This is a genomic window from Aminobacter sp. LjRoot7 (genome assembly GCF_964252895.1).
GTDB classification, from domain to species: Bacteria; Pseudomonadota; Alphaproteobacteria; order Rhizobiales; family Rhizobiaceae; genus Aminobacter; species Aminobacter aminovorans_B.
This window is the reverse complement of the sequence record NZ_CAXUPX020000007.1, coordinates 161,953-182,571: the sequence shown is the minus strand read 5'-3', so window position 1 is coordinate 182,571 and position 20,619 is coordinate 161,953. Positions and strand designations below refer to the sequence as shown.

At 61.8% G+C, this 20,619-nt stretch carries 15 protein-coding genes; 11 read left to right on the top strand and 4 right to left on the bottom strand.

Translation table 11 applies throughout. The features are described 5' to 3' along the window. Positions 1–112 precede the first annotated feature (112 nt). The 4 genes from glmM (at position 113) to ACSQ3E_RS19855 (ending at position 4,344) form a co-directional block, all read left to right on the top strand. Complete coding sequence (gene glmM / locus ACSQ3E_RS19870; protein WP_436124006.1) at positions 113–1,465, top strand: phosphoglucosamine mutase; 1,353 nt, start codon at positions 113–115, stop codon at positions 1,463–1,465. A 208-nt stretch (positions 1,466–1,673) separates the two neighbouring features. Next, on the top strand, positions 1,674–2,462 hold the full coding sequence (locus tag ACSQ3E_RS19865; protein ID WP_310321029.1) for an outer membrane protein: 789 nt from the start codon (positions 1,674–1,676) through the stop codon (positions 2,460–2,462). A 190-nt stretch (positions 2,463–2,652) separates the two neighbouring features. Beyond that, positions 2,653–3,348 carry an outer membrane protein gene (locus tag ACSQ3E_RS19860; protein ID WP_436124005.1) on the top strand — a complete coding sequence of 232 codons (696 nt, stop codon included), beginning with the start codon at positions 2,653–2,655 and terminating at the stop codon, positions 3,346–3,348. Between the two features lie 195 nt (positions 3,349–3,543). Continuing rightward, the gene (locus ACSQ3E_RS19855; protein ID WP_436124004.1) at positions 3,544–4,344 is read left to right on the top strand and encodes a Stf0 family sulfotransferase; all 801 of its coding nucleotides are present in this window, start codon (positions 3,544–3,546) and stop codon (positions 4,342–4,344) included. A 90-nt stretch (positions 4,345–4,434) separates the two neighbouring features. On the opposite strand, the gene ACSQ3E_RS19850 is transcribed toward ACSQ3E_RS19855, so the two are convergent. Beyond that, complete coding sequence (locus tag ACSQ3E_RS19850) at positions 4,435–8,253, bottom strand: FkbM family methyltransferase (RefSeq protein WP_436124003.1); 3,819 nt, start codon at positions 8,251–8,253, stop codon at positions 4,435–4,437. Positions 8,254–8,388: 135 nt separating this feature from the next. Here ACSQ3E_RS19850 and ACSQ3E_RS19845 point away from each other — a divergent pair, with 135 nt between their 5' ends. Next, positions 8,389–8,664 (top strand): outer membrane protein, encoded by a 276-nt coding sequence (locus tag ACSQ3E_RS19845; protein WP_436124002.1) that lies wholly within the window; start codon positions 8,389–8,391, stop codon positions 8,662–8,664. Positions 8,665–8,700: 36 nt separating this feature from the next. Here ACSQ3E_RS19845 and ACSQ3E_RS19840 read toward each other — a convergent pair whose 3' ends face one another. Continuing rightward, positions 8,701–10,200: an ArnT family glycosyltransferase gene (locus tag ACSQ3E_RS19840; RefSeq protein ID WP_436124001.1), complete on the bottom strand. Its 1,500-nt coding sequence runs from the start codon at positions 10,198–10,200 to the stop codon at positions 8,701–8,703. A 206-nt stretch (positions 10,201–10,406) separates the two neighbouring features. Here ACSQ3E_RS19840 and ACSQ3E_RS19835 point away from each other — a divergent pair, with 206 nt between their 5' ends. The 3 genes from ACSQ3E_RS19835 to serA all read left to right on the top strand — a co-directional run bounded on the left by ACSQ3E_RS19835 (position 10,407) and on the right by serA (position 13,637). Then, positions 10,407–10,604 carry a hypothetical protein gene (locus tag ACSQ3E_RS19835; protein WP_436124000.1) on the top strand — a complete coding sequence of 66 codons (198 nt, stop codon included), beginning with the start codon at positions 10,407–10,409 and terminating at the stop codon, positions 10,602–10,604. A gap of 186 nt (positions 10,605–10,790) precedes the next feature. Next, positions 10,791–11,966, top strand: coding sequence for a phosphoserine transaminase (locus ACSQ3E_RS19830; RefSeq protein WP_436123999.1), 1,176 nt, complete (start codon positions 10,791–10,793; stop codon positions 11,964–11,966). A gap of 69 nt (positions 11,967–12,035) precedes the next feature. Next, the gene (serA, locus tag ACSQ3E_RS19825; protein WP_436123998.1) at positions 12,036–13,637 is read left to right on the top strand and encodes a phosphoglycerate dehydrogenase; all 1,602 of its coding nucleotides are present in this window, start codon (positions 12,036–12,038) and stop codon (positions 13,635–13,637) included. Between the two features lie 52 nt (positions 13,638–13,689). On the opposite strand, the gene ACSQ3E_RS19820 is transcribed toward serA, so the two are convergent. Then, positions 13,690–14,622, bottom strand: coding sequence for a DMT family transporter (locus tag ACSQ3E_RS19820; RefSeq protein WP_436123997.1), 933 nt, complete (start codon positions 14,620–14,622; stop codon positions 13,690–13,692). A gap of 195 nt (positions 14,623–14,817) precedes the next feature. Here ACSQ3E_RS19820 and ACSQ3E_RS19815 point away from each other — a divergent pair, with 195 nt between their 5' ends. The 3 genes from ACSQ3E_RS19815 (at position 14,818) to ACSQ3E_RS19805 (ending at position 18,798) form a co-directional block, all read left to right on the top strand. Then, positions 14,818–16,116 (top strand): adenylosuccinate synthase, encoded by a 1,299-nt coding sequence (locus ACSQ3E_RS19815; RefSeq protein WP_310321010.1) that lies wholly within the window; start codon positions 14,818–14,820, stop codon positions 16,114–16,116. A 75-nt stretch (positions 16,117–16,191) separates the two neighbouring features. Continuing rightward, entirely contained in the window at positions 16,192–17,694 is a 1,503-nt protein-coding gene (locus ACSQ3E_RS19810; RefSeq protein WP_436123996.1) for a hypothetical protein, read from the top strand. Between the two features lie 165 nt (positions 17,695–17,859). Beyond that, positions 17,860–18,798 carry a homocysteine S-methyltransferase family protein gene (locus ACSQ3E_RS19805; RefSeq protein WP_310321007.1) on the top strand — a complete coding sequence of 313 codons (939 nt, stop codon included), beginning with the start codon at positions 17,860–17,862 and terminating at the stop codon, positions 18,796–18,798. Positions 18,799–18,804: 6 nt separating this feature from the next. Here the strand turns inward: ACSQ3E_RS19805 and ACSQ3E_RS19800 are convergent, their stop codons facing one another. After that, positions 18,805–20,619: an ABC-F family ATP-binding cassette domain-containing protein gene (locus ACSQ3E_RS19800; RefSeq protein WP_310321005.1), complete on the bottom strand. Its 1,815-nt coding sequence runs from the start codon at positions 20,617–20,619 to the stop codon at positions 18,805–18,807.

Genomic DNA, 20,619 nt, shown 5'->3' with positions numbered 1-20,619 from the left:
ACCCCAACCCTTTTCTAAGCTTTTGTGACATAAAATCACCAAATGTGATGCGTTGGTCGGCCCGCGTTGTGGCAAAGCAAGCGCGGGTGGACTTCACGGGGACAGGCTAAACATGGCTGGACGCTATTTCGGCACCGACGGCATTCGCGGACGGGCCAACAAATTTCCGATGACCGCAGAGGTTGCGATGAAGGTCGGCATGGCCGCCGGCCTGTCGTTCCAGCGCGGCAACCACCGCCACCGCGTCGTGCTCGGCAAGGACACGCGCCTGTCGGGCTACATGATCGAGAACGCGCTGGTGTCGGGCCTGTGCGCCGCCGGCATGGACGTGTTCCTGCTCGGCCCGATCCCGACGCCGGCTGTCGCCATGCTGGTGCGCTCGCTGCGCGCCGACATCGGCGTGATGATCTCGGCCTCGCACAACCCCTACCACGACAACGGCATAAAGCTGTTCGGCCCCGACGGCTACAAGCTCTCCGACGAGATCGAGGAACGCATCGAAGCGATGCTCGACCAGGACGTCGAGGCGCTGCTCGCCGATTCCGACGGGCTCGGCCGGGCCAAGCGCGTCGACGGAGTGCATGACCGCTACATCGAATTCGCCAAGCGCACCCTGCCCCGCTCGATGTCGCTGTCGGGCCTGCGCATCGTCGTCGACTGCGCCAACGGTGCCGCCTACAAGGTGGCGCCCGCAGCACTCTGGGAACTCGGCGCCGAGGTGATTCCGATCAATGTCGAGCCCAACGGCTTCAACATCAACGCCGAGTGTGGCTCGACCCATCCGGCCGGCCTGCAGAAGAAGATCCACGAGGTCCGCGCCGACATCGGCATCGCGCTCGACGGCGACGCCGACCGCGTCGTCATCGTCGACGAGAACGGCACCGTCGTCGACGGCGACCAGATCATGGCGCTGATCGCCCAGTCGTGGCAGCAGAGCGGACGCCTCGCCGGCGGCGGCGTGGTGGCGACTGTCATGTCGAACCTCGGCCTCGAGCGCTATCTCGGCGAACTCAACCTCGAACTGCACCGCACCAAGGTCGGCGACCGCTATGTCGTCGAGCACATGCGCGCGCATGGCCTGAACATCGGCGGCGAGCAGTCGGGCCACATCGTGCTGACCGACTATTCGACCACCGGCGACGGCCTTGTGGCGGCGCTGCAGGTTCTGGCCTGCATCAAGCGCTCGAACAAACCGATGAGCGAGCTCAGCCGCACCTTCGAGCCGGTGCCGCAGCTGCTCAAGAACGTGCGCTTCTCCGGCGGCAAGCCGCTCGAGGAGACGCTGGTGAAGGCGGCGATCGAGGACGGCCGCAACCGGCTGGGCAAGACCGGCCGCCTGGTCATCCGCCCCTCGGGCACCGAGCCGCTGATCCGTGTCATGGCCGAAGGCGACGACCCGCAGCTGGTCGAAACCGTCGTCAACGACATTGTCGGCGTCATCTCGGAAAGCCGCACGGCCGCCTGATTTCGAAACTTCAGACATTCGGAAAAGCCCGCCTCCGGCGGGCTTTTTTCATGCGCCGAAACTATTGGCGGCAGCCGATGAAACCGCTGATTGCAAAGTAACGTGGTTAACCAGCACGGTTAAGCACGCCTTAACCTATACCAAGCATTATCCACGCGGGTTAGTCATGGCCGGGCGCGTTGCGGTCCGCAAGGATAGGGTTATCAGCATGTTTAATATTGGAAGGAACGCATTATTCGCCGCGCTGCTCGTCGGCGTTGCCGGACCGGCATTCGCCGCCGACATGCCCGAGCCGATCATCGAGGTCGAGCAGCCATCCTATGGCGGCTGGTATCTGCGCGGCCACATCGGCATGAGCAACCAGCGGGTGAAGACCCTCGATACGGTTCTGTTTGACGATCCGGCGATCGTCGACCGCGGCTGGCTCGACAAGGGTGGCTTCGGCTCGGCGCCCATCTTCAGCGTCGGCGTCGGCTACCAGTACAACGATTTCCTGCGCGGCGACATCACCGCCGAATATCGCGGATCGGCCAACTTCAACGCGCTTGACTACGTCACCTTCGACAGTGGTGGTGGCGTTATCGTGACGAACACAAATGACTACCGCGCCAAGAAATCGGAATGGCTGTTCCTTGCCAACGCCTACGCAGATGTTGGCACCTTCTACGGCATTACGCCTTACGTCGGCGCCGGCATTGGCGCGTCGCGCAACACCATCTCGGGCTTCCGCGACACCAATGTCATCGCTAACGGCGGCGGCTACGCTGGCTCAGAGTCCAAGTGGAACTTTGCCTGGGCCCTGCACGCAGGCCTTGGCATCAAGGCCACCGAACGGATGACCGTCGACCTCGGCTACAGCTTCGTCAATCTCGGTGACGCACGCACCGGAACGATCTACAACGACGACCCGGCCTTCAACCGTCCCAACGACGGCATGCATTTCAAGGACATCACCTCGCATGACTTCAAGCTCGGTGTCCGCTACTCGCTGAACTAAGCAAAGCTCAGTTCTTGCCAGCATCCAACCGCCCGGCTCGCCGGGCGGTTTTTCTTTGTGGCCGCAACCGCAAAACACCGGCTAACCATCTGTTATCCTTAACCGCGACTTAACCTCTATGGTTAATGATGACCTGAACGGCTGCTGGTTTCCTCGGCAACACCTGGCGCCATTTCGGGAGAATGCGATCATGACCTTGAAGTCTCGCATAGCGCTGGCCATCGCCGCGACCATGCTCTGGCCGCTGGCAGCCAGCGCTGCCGACTACGACCCACCCATTGTCATCGACGAGGCGCCGGAATATGTCCCCGTCGAAGTCGGCTCCGGCTGGTACCTGCGCGGCGACGTCGGCTACAACATCACCAAGTCGCCCTACGACTTCACGCTGTTCGGCACTGAATCGGACAGCACCAGCATCACCGGCAGCATCGGCGCGGGCTACCATTTCAGTGATTTCCTGCGTGGCGAGCTCAATGTTGGCTTCCTGGGCACCGACAGTTTCAACGCTTCGGATGTCGACACCGATGTCTCTCTGAAGAACAGCTTCTGGAACGGCATGGCCAATGTCTATGCCGATCTCGGCACCATTGCCGGCTTCACGCCCTACGTCGGCGCCGGCCTGGGCCTGATCTATTCAAGCCAGCGCGTCAGCATCGACGATGTCGACCCGACGCTCGACTTCTATGCCCGCGATGCGCAGTACAAGCTCGCATACTCGGTCGGCGCCGGTGTCGCATATCGCGTCGCCCAGAACACCTCGATCGACGTCGGCTACCAATACCTGAGCGCCCCCGATCTGGAATACATGGACTTCAGCACGCTCACGACCAAGAAAGGCGTCGACTACCACCAGGTCAAGGTCGGCCTACGCTACGACCTTTGGTAGGCGCCGGGTCTCCGATAACACAACAGCGGCGGGCCAAGGCCCGCCGTTTGCACGTTTGGAGTCTTCAACAGGTCGATAGGAGCCGCCCTCACGTTGACCCAGTTCCAGAACGGACCTATTCCCTGAAGCTTATGGAAAACTCGGAAACTCGTCCGGGAAGTGATATCTTCGAGAATGAGCGAAAAGTAAAACAGCATGCATCCTAGGGATTGGGTCTGGAGCGCATTTGGGCACAATAGTGTTATCCGTCGAAAGACGATAATCAAAATAAAAAAAACGACAGTTCCATACGTCATTTACTTCACTGCTCGTTCTGGAAGTACATGGTTGATGGAAATGGCCGAAAGAACCGGCGTCCTCGGAAAGCCAGATGAATGGTTTAACGAAAACATTGTTGGCAGCCCATTCGCGCCGCTTGATGTCAACGAACTCCTGCTTGAGCACGTCAGAATAAGCAGGTCCTCAAATGGCGTCGTCGGCCTGGAGTTGTCCTATTTTCAGGCAAGTTGTGTTGCCGAAATGCTGGAACTTCCACGGCCAAGACTGGTGGAATTCTATTTGCGCCGCAAAGACATAATTGCTCAAGCTGTATCGCTTTACAGGAGCGTAGAGAGCGGCCTCTACCACAGCCACCAAGCGACAGACGATTCAGTTACGAGACATGCCGCCATGGAATACAGCGAGCAAAAGATCGAACACTGGTGCCATCACGCACTAAACGACGAAATAGCGTTTGCTCGGCTTTTCACGCGCTGCGGAATCAAGCCCAAAAGATTTTTCTATGAGGAAATCGCCCAGAACCCAGATGAAGTCCTTAGCTGGATTGCCTCGCATATTCATGGAGCGCCTCAGAAGTTGAAAGCTCAGACGGGACAAATCGAGAGAATCTCGGACGAAAAGAGCCGAGAATGGGAACAAAAGTTCAGATCTGATCGCGCCGACTTTGTACGTGTTATGGAGAACCTTCGCCCTGCACTCGAGTCTGACTATCTGTAGGGCAAAAAAGGCAGTTCGCGTTGTAAGTAAGATGATAGCTTCGGCAACCATCCTACTCTTGGCGCGAACTGGGTATGGCATGTATTCAGATCACGAAGCTCGCAGCAGCTCTTTTTTGGCCAGCGCAAACTGAGCCAGAAGCATGTTGTTGATCCTGGCCGGGTCCGACATCGTTTCCAGCGGCAGGAGCAACCCCGTGCCCAAGGCGCGAAGGCGCTCGGCCGGGGCTCCCATGTCGAACGTGCAGACCGGGTAGCCAGCCTCCAACGCTATGGACAGAGCATAGGAATAGGTCTCCGGCCAAACGGAAGGCAAAAGCGCCACATGCGCTTTCACGTCGTCAAGCGCGTTGAATACCTGGTCCTCTTTGTAGCCGCCGGTGATCTGGATTTCCGAGGAGCTATTGAGCTTTGTGCTGCTGGTGAAGCCGACGATCGAAAACGCGATGGGAAGCTCGCGGTTTCGGGCATCGTCGATGCAGGCTTCTAGGATGCGGGCGCCCTTATGGTCGCCGATAGCGCCGATTGTCACGACCTTCAGCACCCCGCCCTCATACGGAAGAGCAACTTTACGGGCAAAAGGCCGGTCGGGTTCGGCGTGCGGACGCAGCACGATTTCGCAACCAGGATGATAGCGCGCCATGCGCTGAATGACATCGTTGCTGGGCGCGGCCACTTCGCGCGCCCCCGCGACGAAACCCCTGTAGCGCTGCCGCCAGCCGTCAATCTCCGTCATGTCGGTGGACTGCCAGTCTGGATGGATGGTGTGGGGAGACTTGGGGTTTTCGCCGATGCAACGGTTGCACTGATCGTCACCCGCTTCACCGCAATAGTGCCCCGAACCGTCGATCAGGGTTATCTGCGGGCAAATGGACACATAGTCATGCAACATGATGCCATAGGTCACGCCCAGTTCGCGCGCCAGTTCCGGCACCAAGTCGAGGATCTTGCTTGACCATCGGACCGTGCTGTGGACCTCGATATGCGAAACGACACCCTGGAGCTGCTCGACAAGCGTTGAAAGGCTGCCTTCGACCGCAAAAGGCTCGAGATTTGCGAAGTCGCCTTGCGATGCGACATTGGTGATTCTGACCGCCGTACCATCCCGCACAGGCACAGCACAAAGCAGCGCTTCCCCGCTCGACATGCCGGAAGCCGCGCGGTCGGCAAGGTACCGATCGATTCCGCCACCCCAGCCATGGGTAAAGCAAAGTACGACCCGTGCGAGGCGACCTTCGACAAGACGGGCTATGTCCAGCCGTGCTCGCGCGGCTTTCGCAGGATCGGTAGCGAGGTATTGCTGGACAGAACGGGCGTAGTGAGGATGCTTCTTGATCAGCGCGCGGTAACCGTCCTTCTTGGCCTGCGCAGCCCCCGAGCTGAACGACGTCTCGCCCGAATGGAAGACAAAGACATCCAGTGCGTGCAGGTTGCGCATGTTTTGCGCTTCAGCGCGGACGCAGAAGTCGTTCTCCTCGCCATAGCCGCGACCGAAGGTCTTGACGTCGAAATCGCCTATCTTTGCGAATGTCGCACGCGTCACATACATGCAGAAACCGACACCTGTCGGCACCTCGACGGCTGTGCCCCGGTTTGCGGCAGCCGCGTATTCGTCGATCTTGGCAAAGGGAACATCCAGTTCGGCGGGATTGTCCTTGCAGAATTTCGGGTAGCTGCAGATTGTACCGTTGTTGGTGAATGGCGTTACAGTCGCCACCTCACTGCCCATGGCATGATCTTTCAGCCGATCGAGCCAATCATTGAAGACCAGAGTATCGCTGTTGAGCAACAGCACGTCGCGATCGGGGTGAAGGGCGATGCCGCGGTTCACTGTCGCGACAAAACCCAGGTTTTTCTGATTTCGCAACAGCGTGATGAGGCCCATACCCGCAAGCCGATCCAGCGCACGCGAAAGCTCGGGCTCCGGCGAAGCGTCATCGACCACGATCAGCTCAAGATCCGTCTTATTCGTGCTCGTCAGCACCGACATGATGCAAGCCAGCGTGTCGTCGTAGCCGCGATAGACCGGGACAATCACGTCTACCGTAGCAGGCGATCCGACGGGAGCAGCGATATCAGCTGCCAAGGCTTCAAAGGCATCCCAGTCCGGAGCTGACGGGCGAAATGAAGGCTTGAAATGCTCATCACTGCCGACGCCCTGGAGATGCTGGCTCAACAGCGTCTTCGTCCTGTCCGCGTTCGGATTGGCCTTGAGATAGGACGCGGGATCGAAGTTTTCGTTCGGCCACCGGCCCTCATTCTCGCCGCGCTCTATGTAGTGCAACAGTGGATTACCACCCCAATGGCGAATGTCCGCATTGTTTTCGAGGTAGTAGGAGCTATCAAAGCCCTTGCATGGATCGCGCCCTTCATAGGCGCCAAAGAGCACGTAGTGGACCACTGGCTCGTGCCGGGAGGCGCCGACATCAGGGTAGCTGTCCTTGTACCACTTGCGGTCAAACAGCCCCGAATTGACTAAGGTTCGACAGATCTGCGCCAGTTCCGAACGCCCGAACCTGCGCGCCAGGGTTCCCAGTGCACTGCGCCGGCGTGCCGCTAGTTGCCCATCCGAAATGTACTCGGACAAACGGTCATGCCGAATGCGATACAAGCTGGCTGCCTCGTTAAGCCGGGCAACTTCGCTACGGTGGATCGCAGCTTCGACTTGATGCTTGGATGCGGTTGCCCTAGCCTCGGTCAGTTCGCGCCGCACGACTGCCAGCTGTTCATCGGGGGACCAATTCCGGTCGCGATCCGGTTCATCCGCCTGTCGGAGCGCTGCCGCAGCTTTCGCTTCGATTAGCGAGCGCCTTACGACCGCCAGCTCTTCAGTGAGGGCAACCAACTTGCGATCGCGGTACGTAACATCGGCTTGCCGGGACTCTGCCACAGCCCTTGCCTCGGCAAGCGTGCGCTTTGCAGCGGCCAGTTCTTCATCGAGCGCGACCAACTTGCGATCACGGTCCGCAACGTCGGCGTGCTGGGACACTACCTCAGCCTTTGCCTCGAAAAGCATACGCTTTACAGCGACCAGTTCTTCATTGAGCGCGACCCAATTCCGGTCGTGGTCCGTATCGTCGCCATAGCGCGGAGCAGCAACGAAATACGGCACGAGCTCGTCGATGCCGTCCACCCTCTTGCACACGCTGGCGCGGCCTTGCAACGGGGCCTGGCGATCTGCCGGCAGGAACAGCAGCGCTGTCTCGTGCGCGACACCGAACATATTCTCCGGATCGCCATTGCTGTTTTGAGCGTTGTAGGCGGATGTCGACACGAAGTACGAGACGTAGTCGTGCGCGGACATCACATCAAACAGGCCCGAAGCATGCCCTATCGAGTTCACTTCGCAAAAGATTGCCGGCTTGTCGCGCTTGATCGTCTTGAAGGCGCCTTTCAGCGCCAGGGACTCATAGCCTTCGATATCCATCTTGATGAAGGCAACCCGGTCGAACTGATAGTCGTCAATCGCCCTGACTTCGACAGCAATGTCATTTGAGCCAGCCACGCTTTTGACCGACTGTGCGCCGGCATTCACATTTTGATCGTCAGGCAGCCGCCCGATATAGGCACGTCCGGCTTTCTCGCCGATGGCCCCCACGTGAACACTGATCTGCCCTTCAAATTGCTCAGCGTTACGCGACAGCAAACCGGCCAATTGTGGCTGCGCTTCAAACGAGTGGACTCTCACACCCTTGGAGATACTGGCAAAGGCACGCGCATGAAGCCCGACATGGCCTCCAACATCCAGAACGAGACTGCCTGGCGAAATGAATTGAGCAAGGAAGTCGATCTCGATCTGCGCCCACTCGCCGTACTTGGACAACGAATCTGCAATCGGACGGTCGTGTGCCTTGATGAGCACAGGCCCGTATCGCGTGGAGAACTCCGCTGTCCCCGTGGTCGCATTCATTCAGCAGCTACTCTCTTGAAATCTCTGGCATGCGCACCTCCGACCGATCACTTGTCTGGCGGCGAGTCGAGAACCTATCCGCTAACATCGACTAACGGCTATATACCCAGCGCATGCGCTCCGGCCAAGTAGACATTGCTACTAGGCTCCATTCCCAACAGGCATCGGCACCAAATCTGGCCAAGTGCCTACCCGACACTCGACTTCTATGCCCGCGACGCGCAGTGCAAGCTCGCATATTCGGTCGGCGCAGGTGTCGCATATCGCGTCGCCCAGAACACCTCGATCGACGTCGGCTACCAGTACCTGAGCGCCCCCGATCTGGAATACATGGACTTCGGCACGCTCACGACCAAGAAAGGCGTCGACTACCACCAGGTCAAGGTCGGCCTGCGCTACGACCTCTGGTAGGCAACCACGAAGCTCCTCAAAAAGGCCGGCCGTGCCTCACGGCCGGCTTTTTGCTGGCGGGATGCATGAAGCGCCGCGCTTTAGATCGTATATCCTGACAGTCGGCGCCACGAAGCCATAGTCCCCATAGAGCCGGGAAAACGTTGCGACGGCATATCCGTCGAGGCAATGGAACATCGACGCCAGGGCGTAGACTTGCGAGTCTTGTGCTCTCAATTCGCCACCGCGCAAATAGCGCTCGAATCTGAGTGACAGCAGATAGTCATACGAGGCCAACGCTTCATAGTCCCATGTCTGCGCCACCGGATAACCGGTCGGATAGTCGGAGACCACATTGGTCATTCCGTTGGCCGTCAGGAACTCGACAGCCTTCGTCCGCGTGTCCTTGCCGGGATTCATGTTCCGAACATAGGAAATGCCCGCATGTGCAGTGACCGTCAGCGCAACGAGAGCCAACGCCGTGGCGCCGGCGCGGCTCCGCATGGCGATTGAGCGCGAGCTGGCGATCCCGGCAGCCAGCATGAAATAAACGACAACTGGAAGCACATAGCGCATCTGCCCGACGATCTTGAGCGGCGAGAGTTCAAGCACGAACAACCATATGAACGCGGCAGCCGCAAAGGCTGCGACTCGCCGGTCCCTGTCCTTGACCAGCGCGAGACAGATTGCCGCGAGGCCGATCAGAAACGTCATCGCCGTGATGCTTGGAAGCAGGTGGTGGCGCAGATGAGTGAGCCCATAGCCTGCCCAGAACCATTCCCCGAGATCATGACCGCTCTCGGCATGCTTGAGTTCCCTTGCGAGACCCGTCAGCACATCGCCAAGACCGGTTCCGCTTTCGCCCGCGAACGAGACGAGCAGAATGGCGAGCACGGTGGCGGCGCCCGCGACGACCACCAATGCGGCATCCCTCGCACCTAGTCGGCAGTACCACAGGGCAAAGGCGAACAGCCCGACGCTGTTCAGGAAACCAACATACTTGGCCGACGGCGCAAGACCGAGAGCAATGCCCAAATAGACCAGATTGTGCAGGTCAATTCTTTCCACAAGCCGCACCAGCGCGTGGAGGCCAAGGCAGATGGCGAACACGAGCAGCGCATCTTCCTTGAAGTAATGGGCGTGCACGGCAATTGCCGGAGACGACGCGAAAACACAGCTCCAGATGAGCGCCTGCAGACGATCAGCGTAGCGCATCAACACGAGGTAGAAGAGCGCACCGGCAGCAGTCATCGCCATCACACTAACAAGGCGACCGGCCCAAAGCGGTTCAAGATCGCTGGAAGCAGACCCTAGCCACGCCAAAGCCCTCGCCAGAACGATCAGCAACGGTGGGTGAAAGTAATTGTGGGGCTTGTCCGCGACCAGTGCCACCTTCGTCGGTTCGTCGACATGGGCGCCATAGAGGAAGTCGAGATTGTAGAAGCCAAGGGCCAGAGAAATGCCGACGATTGCAGCCAGCGAAGCCACGGTCACGGCTAGCGGACGGGCTGCAATCCGTTCCTGGAACCGAAGACCGAGTGAAAACACCTGAGCCACGAGCCGCCCCCTAATACAAGCCCCGCAAACCGATGCCCGTTCTGCGTTACTTCTAACAGCCACACAACCACCGGCCCACGCCGCAGCTGGTTTTCCTTGTACCCACAAGGAGCGCAGGAGGCCTTTCCGCCTCACCTGCCGTCGCCCTTGCAATTTCATCCATAGGAAATTAATTTTCCTAGATTAGACTTTCCTTGGGGCCGGACTTGCGTGAACGACTTGCGAAACGAGGGCGGCGGCCGGCGGGGACCGAGGCCGTGCATATGAGGTTTCCGTCGGCCGTGCTGGACGCCGTGGACGAATATCGTCGGGGCAAACAGAACGAGGCCAGCCGGCAGGAAGCCATCAGGGAGTTGCTGCACGAGCATCTGGTGCATGCGGGTTATCTGCAGCCAGCCGAGTGAGCGGCCGTTACGGCTTGCGGTCATGACCGATCGGCGACCAGCGCTGCCAGCATTTCAATGCCTTAAGGGCATGTCCTCTTTGCGACAGAAACTTTCCTCTTGACGCCTGAACGCTAAACGCATATCGCCGTCCGTGGGCCACCCCTCCCCAACGAGGGGCCACCTATCTGGAAGGATAGCATCACGATGACGATCGTCGCCAAGCCTGGACTCCGTCCGGCAAACCCCAATTTCTCCTCAGGTCCCTGCGCAAAACGTCCCGGCTGGTCGCTTCAAGCACTCGCCGACGCACCGCTCGGCCGCTCGCACCGCGCCAAGGTCGGCAAGACCAAGCTCGAGCAGGCCATCGCGCTGACCCGCGAAGTTCTTCAGGTTCCCGCCGACTATCGCATCGGCATCGTTCCGGCTTCCGACACCGGCGCGGTCGAGATGGCGATGTGGTCGCTGCTCGGCGAGCGCGGCATCGACATGGTCGCCTGGGAAAGCTTCGGCGCCGGCTGGATCACCGACGTGGTCAAGCAGCTCAAGCTCGAAGACGTCCGCAAGTTCGAGGCGCCCTATGGCGAGCTGCCCGATCTCGCCAAGGTGGATTTCGATCGCGACGTCGTCTTCACCTGGAACGGCACGACTTCTGGTGTGCGCGTCGCCAACGGCGACTTCATTCCTGCCGACCGTAAGGGCCTGACCATCTGCGATGCCACTTCGGCGGCCTTTGCCCAGAACCTCGATTTCGCCAAGCTCGATGTCGTCACCTTCTCCTGGCAGAAGGTGCTTGGCGGCGAAGGCGCGCACGGCATGCTGATCCTGAGCCCGCGCGCCGTCGAACGGCTCGAGACCTACAAGCCGGCCTGGCCGCTGCCCAAGATCTTCCGCCTGACCTCCGGCGGCAAGCTGATCGAAGGCATCTTCAAGGGCGAGACTATCAACACGCCGTCGATGCTCTGCGTCGAGGATTATCTCGACGCGCTGAACTGGGCCAAGGGCCTGGGCGGCCTCGATGCGCTGATCGGCCGTGCCGACGCCAACTTCGCGGCAATCGACGCCTTCGTGCAGCAGTCCGGCTGGCTCGCCAATCTGGCCGTCGTGTCGGAGACGCGTTCCAACACCTCGGTCTGTTTGTCGATCGTCGACCCTGAAGTCGCCAGCCTCGACAAGGACGGCCAGGCGGCATTCGCCAAGGCCATGGTGTCGGCGCTCGAAAAGGAAGGCGTTGCCTTCGACATCGGCGCCTATCGCGACGCGCCTCCCGGCCTGCGTATCTGGGCCGGCGCCACCGTCGAGACCTCCGACCTTGTAGCCCTGATGCCGTGGCTCGACTGGGCCTTCGCCAATCAGAAGGCAGCGCTCAAGGCCGCGGCCTGACCAGACCTGCGGCGGCCTCCGGGCCGCCCATTTCCCCGAACAGTTTGATCACTCTTCAAGGAGGCAGCTATGGCGCCCCGCGTTCTCGTTTCCGACAAACTCTCCACCACCGCCGTCCAGATCTTCAAGGATCGTGGCGTCGAGGTCGACTATCTGCCCGACCTCGGCAAGGACAAGGAAAAGCTGCTCGAAGTCATCGGCCAGTATGACGGCCTTGCCATCCGCTCGGCGACCAAGGTCACCGAAAAGCTGATCGCGGCGGCGACCAATCTCAAGGTCATCGGCCGCGCCGGCATCGGCGTCGACAATGTCGATATCCCCGCCGCCTCGCGGCGCGGCATCATCGTCATGAACACGCCCTTCGGCAATTCGATCACCACGGCCGAACACGCCATCGCACTGATGTTCGCGGTCGCTCGCCAGCTGCCCGAAGCCAACGCCTCGACCCATGCCGGCAAGTGGGAGAAGAACCGCTTCATGGGTGTCGAGATCACCGGCAAGACGCTTGGCCTGATCGGCTGCGGCAACATCGGCTCGATCGTCGCCACCCGTGCAGTCGGCCTCAAGATGCATGTCGTTGCCTTCGACCCGTTCCTGTCGGAGCATCGCGCCGAGGAGCTTGGCGTTGAAAAGGTCGAGCTCGACGAGCTGTTCGCACGTGCCGACTTCATCACCCTGCACACGCCGCTGACCGACAAGACGCGCAACATCATCAACGCCGACTCCATCGCCAAGATGAAGACGGGCGTGCGCATCATCAATTGCGCCCGTGGTGGTCTGATCGTCGAGAAGGACCTGATCGCCGGCCTGAAGAGCGGCAAGGTGGCGGGCGCCGGCATCGACGTGTTCGAGGTCGAACCGGCCGAAAGCAACGAACTGTTCGGCATGGACAACGTCGTCTGCACGCCGCATCTCGGTGCCTCGACCTCGGAAGCGCAGGAAAACGTGGCTCTGCAGGTCGCCGAGCAGATGGCCGACTACCTGGTCAAGGGCGCGGTTTCCAACGCCATCAACATGCCCTCGATCACCGCCGAGGAAGCGCCGCGGCTCAAGCCCTTCGTCAAGCTCGCCGAGGTGCTCGGCGCCTTTGTCGGCCAGGTCACCGAAGACCCGATCACCGAGGTCGAGATCCTGTTCGACGGCCAGACCGCCCAGATGAACACCAAGGCGCTGATCAGCGCGGCGCTTGCCGGGCTGATCCGGCCGCAGGTCTCCGACGTCAACATGGTGTCGGCGCCGATCATGGTGAAGGAACGCGGCATCATCGTCGCCGAGGTCAAGCGCGACAAGTCGGGCGTCTTCGACGGCTACATCAAGCTGTCGGTCAAGACCGAGCACATGACGCGTTCGATCGCCGGCACCTGCTTCTCCGACGGCAAGCCGCGCTTCATCCAGATCAAGGGCATCAATCTCGATGCCGAGGTCGGCCAACACATGCTCTACACCACCAATGCGGATGCGCCCGGCATCATCGGCCTGCTCGGCACGGTGTGCGGCGAGAGCGGCGTCAACATCGCCAACTTCCAGCTCGGTCGCGACCATCCGGGCGGCAATGCGATTGCCCTGCTCTATCTCGATGCGCCGTTCCCCGAAGACGTGCTCGCCAAGGTACGCGACCACAAGTCGATCGACTCGGCCAAGCGCCTGCAGTTCGACGTCAACGGGATCTGAGAAAAGCCTCCCAAGGCACGAAAGGCGCGGGCTCGTCCCGCGCCTTTTTCTTTCAAGTATCGGAGCTGGGCTTTTCGGCAGCTAGAAATTCCTCGGCACTCGCCATCTTGCGCCCGCTATGTTCGGCAAGCCAGATGCCGCCGAACACCAGCACTATGGCCACCGCGTGGTAGAGCTGGAAGTCCTCGCCGATGATCATCACCGACAGCAGCGTGCCGAAGATCGGCACCATGTTGATGAACAGGCCGGCGCGATTGGCGCCGATGAGCTCGACGCCCCTGATGTAGAAGATCTGCGCCAGGATCGACGGAAACAGCACCATGTAGGTCGTAATCGCCCAGCCCGTCGCATCGGGCGCAATGGCCCGGCCGGTGCCGATTTCCCAGGCGACGAACGGGATCGAAGTGACGAAGGCGGCCGATGTCATGACGATCATCAGGCTCAGCCAATGGATCTCGGGCTTGAAGCGGAGCGCCACGGTGTAAGCACTGTAGACAAGGACGGCGATCAGCATCAGCGCGTCGCCGAAATTCATGTCGAGGGCGAGAAGCGTCCTGAGATCGCCATGGCTGGCAGTCAGCGCGATGCCTGTAAGCGACAGCAGGAAGCCGAGGATCTGGCCCCAACTGACGCGCATGCGAAACAGGATGAAATTGGCGGCGAAGATGACCATCGGCATGCCGGCCTGCTCGATGCTGGCATTGATGGCCGAGGTGAAGTTGAGCGCCGAATAGAGGGCGGCATTGAAGGCGGTGAAGCCAAGCCCGCCCAATGCGATGAGCAGCCAGATGTGCTTGCGCGCCACCGCCCAATCGAGCCGAAGGCGGGGCCAGCCGACGGCACCGAGGAGCACGGCCGCGAATGCCCAGCGCAGCGAGGTCAGCAGCATCGGTGAGGCATGGCCAACGGCAAGCTTGCCCGCCACCGCATTGCCGCCCCAGAACAGCGTGGTCGCCAGCAGCAGGACATAGGCGTTTCGGTGCATGCGGCCGGACTTTCGCTGGCGAGGGGCTACATGCCGGCCTAGGTGCTGGCTTTCGACAAGTAAATGCGCCCAAAGGCGGAAATTGTTGTGCCTGAGGCGGCAAAGAAAGGTCGCACATCCAATTGCTTGGCGTTATAGAGGCCTGTCATTTTGCACTGTTCGCGGCCTCAGCCGCGATGTCGGAAGGAAAATATTATGGCCAATGTGGTGGTCGTCGGTTCCCAGTGGGGCGACGAAGGCAAGGGCAAGATCGTCGACTGGCTGTCGGAACGCGCCGATGTGGTGGTGCGTTTCCAGGGCGGGCATAATGCCGGCCATACGCTGGTGGTCGACGGTGTGGTCTACAAGCTGTCGCTGCTGCCATCCGGCGTCGTGCGCGAAGGCAAGCTGTCGATCATCGGCAACGGCGTGGTCTTCGACCCGCATGCCTTTGTCGCCGAGCTGGAGAAGATCCGCGCCCAGGGTGTCGAGATCGGCCCCGACCGCCTGAAAATCGCCGAAAACACCGCGCTTATCCTGTCCCTGCATCGTGAGCTGGATGGTTTCCGCGAGGACGCCGCCTCCAATTCCGGAACGAAGATTGGCACGACCCGTCGCGGCATCGGCCCCGCCTACGAAGACAAGGTGGGCCGCCGTGCCGTCAGGGTGATGGACTTGGCGGATTTGGAAACGCTTCCCCAAAAGGTCGACCGCTTGCTGACGCACCACAATGCAATGCGCCGCGGGCTTGGCCACCCTGAGGTGACGCATGACGTCATCATGGCCGAACTGACCTCGATCGCCGACAAGATCCTGCCCTATATGGACCGCGTCTGGAAGGTGCTGGATGACAAGCGCCGCGCCGGCGAGCGCATCCTGTTCGAAGGCGCCCAGGGCACGCTGCTCGACATCGACCACGGCACCTATCCGTTCGTGACGTCGTCGAACACGGTCGCCGGCCAGGCGGCAGCAGGTTCGGGCATGGGCCCGGGTTCGATCCACTATGTGCTCGGCATCACCAAGGCTTACACCACCCGCGTCGGCGAAGGCCCCTTCCCGACCGAACAGCAGAACGAGGTCGGCGAATTCCTCGGCACGCGCGGCCATGAATTCGGCGTCGTGACTGGCCGCAAGCGCCGCTGCGGCTGGTTCGATGCCGTGCTGGTGCGCCAGGCGGTTGCCGTCAACGGCATCAAGGGCATCGCGCTGACCAAGCTCGACGTGCTCGACGGCCTCGACGAGATCAAGGTCTGCACCGGCTACATGCTCGACGGCGAGCTGATCGACTACCTGCCGGCGAGCCAGGGTGCGCAGGCGCGCGTCGAACCGGTCTACGAGACGCTCGAAGGCTGGAAGGGCACCACCGCGGGCGCCCGCAGCTGGAACGACCTGCCGGCCCAGGCGGTGAAGTATGTGCGCTACATCGAAGAGCTGATCGGCGCTCCTGTCGCGATGCTTTCCACCAGCCCCGAGCGGGATGACACGATACTTGTGACCGACCCGTTTGAAGACTAGTTTTGGCAACTTTCCGGCGGCTGATTTGCCGCCGGAATCGCCGCGGCCCAGAAGAAGAGATAGGTCGACGAGAGAATGGCAGACTTCGTAGCGGTTCTGAAAAAGACGCTGGATGGCATGGGTGACACCACGCCGGCGATGCGCGCGCGGGTGTATGACAAGGCCCGCAGCACCATCGCGGCCAAGCTCGCCGCGCTCAATCCGCAGCCGCCCGCAGCCGTTGCCGAACGCCAGACCAAGTCGCTCGAGGACGCGATCGCCATCGTCGAGGCGGAGTTCAATCCGCCTGTGGTGGAAGACGATCCGCTGGCCGAGCTGGAAAACGTCTTTAGCTCGATCGCCCGCAACAAGGACAAGCCGGCCTACAGCCGGTCCACGCCGGAACCGGAGCCGTACCGCCCGGCGACTCCGGTCGCACCGCCGCCTGCGGCCCCTCCCATTCCCGCCTACACGCCGCAGCAGCGTGAGCCGCTGCCCGACTTCTCGGCAAGCGACGATGACGAAGCGCCGGAAGGCGAAGGCGACGACCGTTTCGACGGCGCTGCGACCAATGGCGGCGATCCCTTCGCCAATACGCGGCAGAAGCCGCGCAGGCGCATCAGCGGTGGCCTGATCGCCGCGGCCCTTGCCGTGGTGGTCGTCGGCGCAGGCGGTTATGCGCTGTGGTCCAACCGCGACGCCTTCCTCGGCAGCGGTAGCGACACGGCGGCTGAAACGCCACCCCCGCCGAATGAAGCTGCAACCCCTCCGCCGGCCAATGGCGGCCAGGCGGCGCAGGCGCCGGCAGCTGGCGAGCCGGGCAAGTTCACCCAGCGCATGACCGCTGACGGCAAGGAAGTCGATCCGGGTCCGGCCAGTGGCAGCAATGGCGTCGGCGAAGGCACCTCGGTCGCAGCGCTGACCCAGCCGGCTCCGGCAACGCCGCCGGCGACGCCCGAGCCCACGCCGGCAACCCCTCCGGCAACGCCTGCCGAGGGAACCCCGGCAACGACAGCTCCGGCTGCTGGCGAAAACGCACCCGTGGCCGTCGGCCAGAAAGCGATCTTCTACGAAGAGCGCACCAACGTGGCCCAGGGCTCGGCTGAACCGGGTTCCGTGGTCTGGACGGTTGTTCAGGAGTCGCCCGGCGGCGACCTGCCGCCCGAGCCTGCCATTCGCGCCGAGGCGACCATCCCCGGCAAGGACATCCAGCTGCGCATGACCATCCGCCGCAACGCCGACAAGACGTTGCCGGCGAGCCACATCCTGGAAATGATCTTCCTGACGCCCGAGGGCTTCGACGGCGGCGGCATCGAAAACATCCTGCGCGTCGCGATGAAGAGCTCGGAACAGGACGCCGGCAACTCGCTGCTCGGCATTCCGGCCAAGATCGCCGACGGCTTCTTCCTCGTTGCCCTCAACGACACCAAGGCCGAGGTCGACGCCAATCTGAACCTTCTGCGTCGCCAGAGCTGGATCGACGTGCCGGTGGTCTACAAGTCGGGCCGCCGCGCGCTGTTCACGCTCGAAAAGGGCATCCCTGGCGACAAGGTGTTCGAAGACGCGATGAAGGCCTGGCAGGCCAAGGAAGCTGGCTGAGCCTGGCTCGGTGACTGGCGCGAACGACCGTTCGCGTCAGCTTGATCCGACTCTCGGCAGCTTCGAGTAGCTGATGCTAAATTAAGATGTTAATCTGAAGGCCTCGTTTAACAGCGTGTCCTGGCGGATTTAGTCAACGTCAAGCCAGATACCTCCGGGGTCATCATGTGCCCTGCGACGACAGATCTTCCGCATCTCGGCGCCTCCATCGCCCTCACCGATGGAGGCCTTGAGACGACGTTGGTCTTCCTGGAAGGGATGGACCTGCCGTGCTTCGCAGCGTTTCCGCTGCTTCTCGATGCAACCGGCCGCGACAGGCTGGACAGCTATTTCCGGCACTATCTCGATATCGCCGAGAAACACGGCTTGAGCTTTGTGCTGGACACGCCGACGTGGCGCGCCAACCCCGACTGGGGTGAGAAGCTCGGCTACTCCCCCACGGCCCTCTCTGACATCAATCGTCGCGCCGTCGCCCAGGCGAAGGCTCTGCGAGCGCCCTATGTCGCCCGCGGCATGACGGTGCCAGTCAACGGCGTGCTCGGGCCGCGCGGCGATGGCTACCGTCCCGACATGAAGATGACGCCGGTCGAGGCCTCAGACTATCATCGCGACCAGGTCGTCGCGTTTCGTGACGCCGGCGCCGACATGGTCAGCGCCGTGACCATGAACTATCCGGAGGAAGCGGTGGGCATCGCCTGTGCCGCCATGGGCGAAGGCCTGCCCTCGGTGATTTCTTTTACGGTCGAGACCGACGGGCGGTTGCCGTCGGGCGAAAGCTTGGCGGAAGCGATCGAGATCGTCGACGACGAGACCGACGGCGCGCCCGCCTATTTCATGATCAACTGCGCCCATCCCAGCCATTTCGACAGCGTGCTGGCGGAAGCCGGTGACTGGGTTCGCCGCATCGGCGGCGTGCGGGCAAACGCTTCGGCAAAGAGCCACGCCGAACTCGACGCCGCAACCGAGCTCGACCCCGGCGATCCTGCCGATCTCGCCCGCCGCTATCGCGCGATGCGGAACAGCTTTGGCCACATCAAGGTTCTGGGCGGCTGCTGCGGCACCGACCACCGCCATATCGCGGCGATCTGCGAGGCCTGTCTCTAGTCCAGCTTACCCTTCCAGCTCCTCGCGCAGCATCTCCAACTCCAGCCACTCCTCCTCGAACGCAGTTAGCGTTGCGCGCTCCTTGTCGAGGGCAGCGATGGTCTTCTGGAAGCCGTGCGGGTCGCGCTCGTAGAAGGCCGGGTCGGCGATCTGGTTTTCCAGCCGCGAGATCGATGCGGTCACCGCCTCCATCTTTTTGGGTAGGCTTTCGAGTGCGAACTTCTGCTTGAACGACAGCTTCTTCGACGCCGCCTTGGGCGCTTCGGCGTCATTGCGGCCAGCCGAGGCCTGGCCAATGGCGGCCTTGCGCGACTTGCGATCGTCGAGCTTGGTACCGCCGCGCTGGGCCAACATGTCTGCGTAACCACCGGCATATTCGATCCAGCGGCCCTCGCCATCGGGCGCGATGATGCTGGTCACCGTGCGGTCGAGGAAGTCGCGGTCGTGGCTGACCAGGATGACGGTTCCGGCAAACCCGGCGACCAACTCCTGCAGCAGTTCCAACGTCTCCATGTCGAGATCGTTGGTCGGTTCGTCGAGCACCAGCAGGTTGGCCGGACGCGCCAAGACACGCGCCAGGATCAGCCGGGCGCGTTCACCACCGGAGAGCTCGCGCACCGGCGTGCGTGCCTGCTCGGGCTTGAACAGGAAGTCCTTCATGTAGGAGACGACATGGCGCTGCTCGCCATTGATGACCAGGTTTTCGCCACGGCCGTCGGTCAGGTAGCTCGACAGCGTCTCGTTCGGATCGACAGCCTCGCGCTTCTGGTCGAGGGTGGCGATCTCCAGATTGACGCCCAGCCGCACGCTGCCTGCATCGGGCTCCAACTCACCGGTCAACATCTTGAGCAAGGTCGTCTTGCCGGCACCGTTGGGGCCGACGAGACCGACGCGATCACCACGCTGGATGCGCGTCGAGAAGCCCTTGACGACGTTCAGCTCGCCGAAGCTCTTGTCGATATTCTTGGCCTCGATGATGAGCTTGCCCGATTCCGCCGCCTCGCTGGCAACCATCGTTGCGACGCCTTCGGCGCCGCGATGGCTGCGGAACGTCTGGCGCATCGTCTGCAACTCGCCGAGCCGGCGCATGTTGCGCTTGCGCCGCGCAGTCACGCCGTAGCGCAGCCAATGCTCCTCGCGCACGATCTGGCGACCGAGCTTGTGCTGCTCGCGTTCCTCTTCCTCGAGGATCTGGTCGCGCCATTCCTCGAAATGGGCGAAGCCGCGGTCGAGACGGCGCGTCTGGCCACGGTCGAGCCAGACGGTGTTGCGGCTGACGCGCTCTAGGAAACGCCTGTCGTGCGAAATCAGTATCAGCGCCGAGGAGGTGCGGATCAGTTCTTCTTCCAGCCACTCGATGACGGCAAGGTCGAGATGGTTGGTCGGCTCGTCGAGCAGCAGGATGTCGGGCTCGGGCGCCATGACGCGGGCAAGTGCTGCGCGGCGGGCCTCGCCGCCCGACAGGTCAGCCGGAGATTCCTCGCCGGTCAGGCCGAGATGGTCGAGCAGATAGGTGGCGCGATGCGGATCATCAGCAGGTCCAAGACCGGCCTCGACATAGGCGCGCACCGAGGCGAAACCATCCATGTCGGGCATCTGCGGCAAATAGCGGATCGTCGCCGAGGGCTGGCGGAACACGACGCCGTCCTGCGGCTCGATCATGCCGGCGGCGATCTTGAGCAGTGTCGACTTGCCCGAGCCGTTACGGCCGACAAGTGCGATCTTGTCGCCGGAGGCGGCCGTTAATGCGGCGCCGTCGAGCAGCGGCGTGCCGCCAAAGGTCAGACGGATGCCGTCGAGATTGAGAAGCGGTGGCGCCAT

Bases quoted from the DNA above. Each gene is read 5' to 3' on its own strand.
- glmM (WP_436124006.1), top strand. From the start codon at position 113: ATGGCTGGACGCTATTTCGGCACCGACGGCATTCGCGGACGGGCCAAC.
- ACSQ3E_RS19865 (WP_310321029.1), top strand. From the start codon at position 1,674: ATGTTTAATATTGGAAGGAACGCATTATTCGCCGCGCTGCTCGTCGGC.
- ACSQ3E_RS19860 (WP_436124005.1), top strand. From the start codon at position 2,653: ATGACCTTGAAGTCTCGCATAGCGCTGGCCATCGCCGCGACCATGCTC.
- ACSQ3E_RS19855 (WP_436124004.1), top strand. From the start codon at position 3,544: ATGCATCCTAGGGATTGGGTCTGGAGCGCATTTGGGCACAATAGTGTT.
- ACSQ3E_RS19850 (WP_436124003.1), bottom strand. From the start codon at position 8,253: ATGAATGCGACCACGGGGACAGCGGAGTTCTCCACGCGATACGGGCCT.
- ACSQ3E_RS19830 (WP_436123999.1), top strand. From the start codon at position 10,791: ATGACGATCGTCGCCAAGCCTGGACTCCGTCCGGCAAACCCCAATTTC.
- serA (WP_436123998.1), top strand. From the start codon at position 12,036: ATGGCGCCCCGCGTTCTCGTTTCCGACAAACTCTCCACCACCGCCGTC.
- ACSQ3E_RS19820 (WP_436123997.1), bottom strand. From the start codon at position 14,622: ATGCACCGAAACGCCTATGTCCTGCTGCTGGCGACCACGCTGTTCTGG.
- ACSQ3E_RS19815 (WP_310321010.1), top strand. From the start codon at position 14,818: ATGGCCAATGTGGTGGTCGTCGGTTCCCAGTGGGGCGACGAAGGCAAG.
- ACSQ3E_RS19810 (WP_436123996.1), top strand. From the start codon at position 16,192: ATGGCAGACTTCGTAGCGGTTCTGAAAAAGACGCTGGATGGCATGGGT.
- ACSQ3E_RS19805 (WP_310321007.1), top strand. From the start codon at position 17,860: ATGTGCCCTGCGACGACAGATCTTCCGCATCTCGGCGCCTCCATCGCC.
- ACSQ3E_RS19800 (WP_310321005.1), bottom strand. From the start codon at position 20,619: ATGGCGCCACCGCTTCTCAATCTCGACGGCATCCGTCTGACCTTTGGC.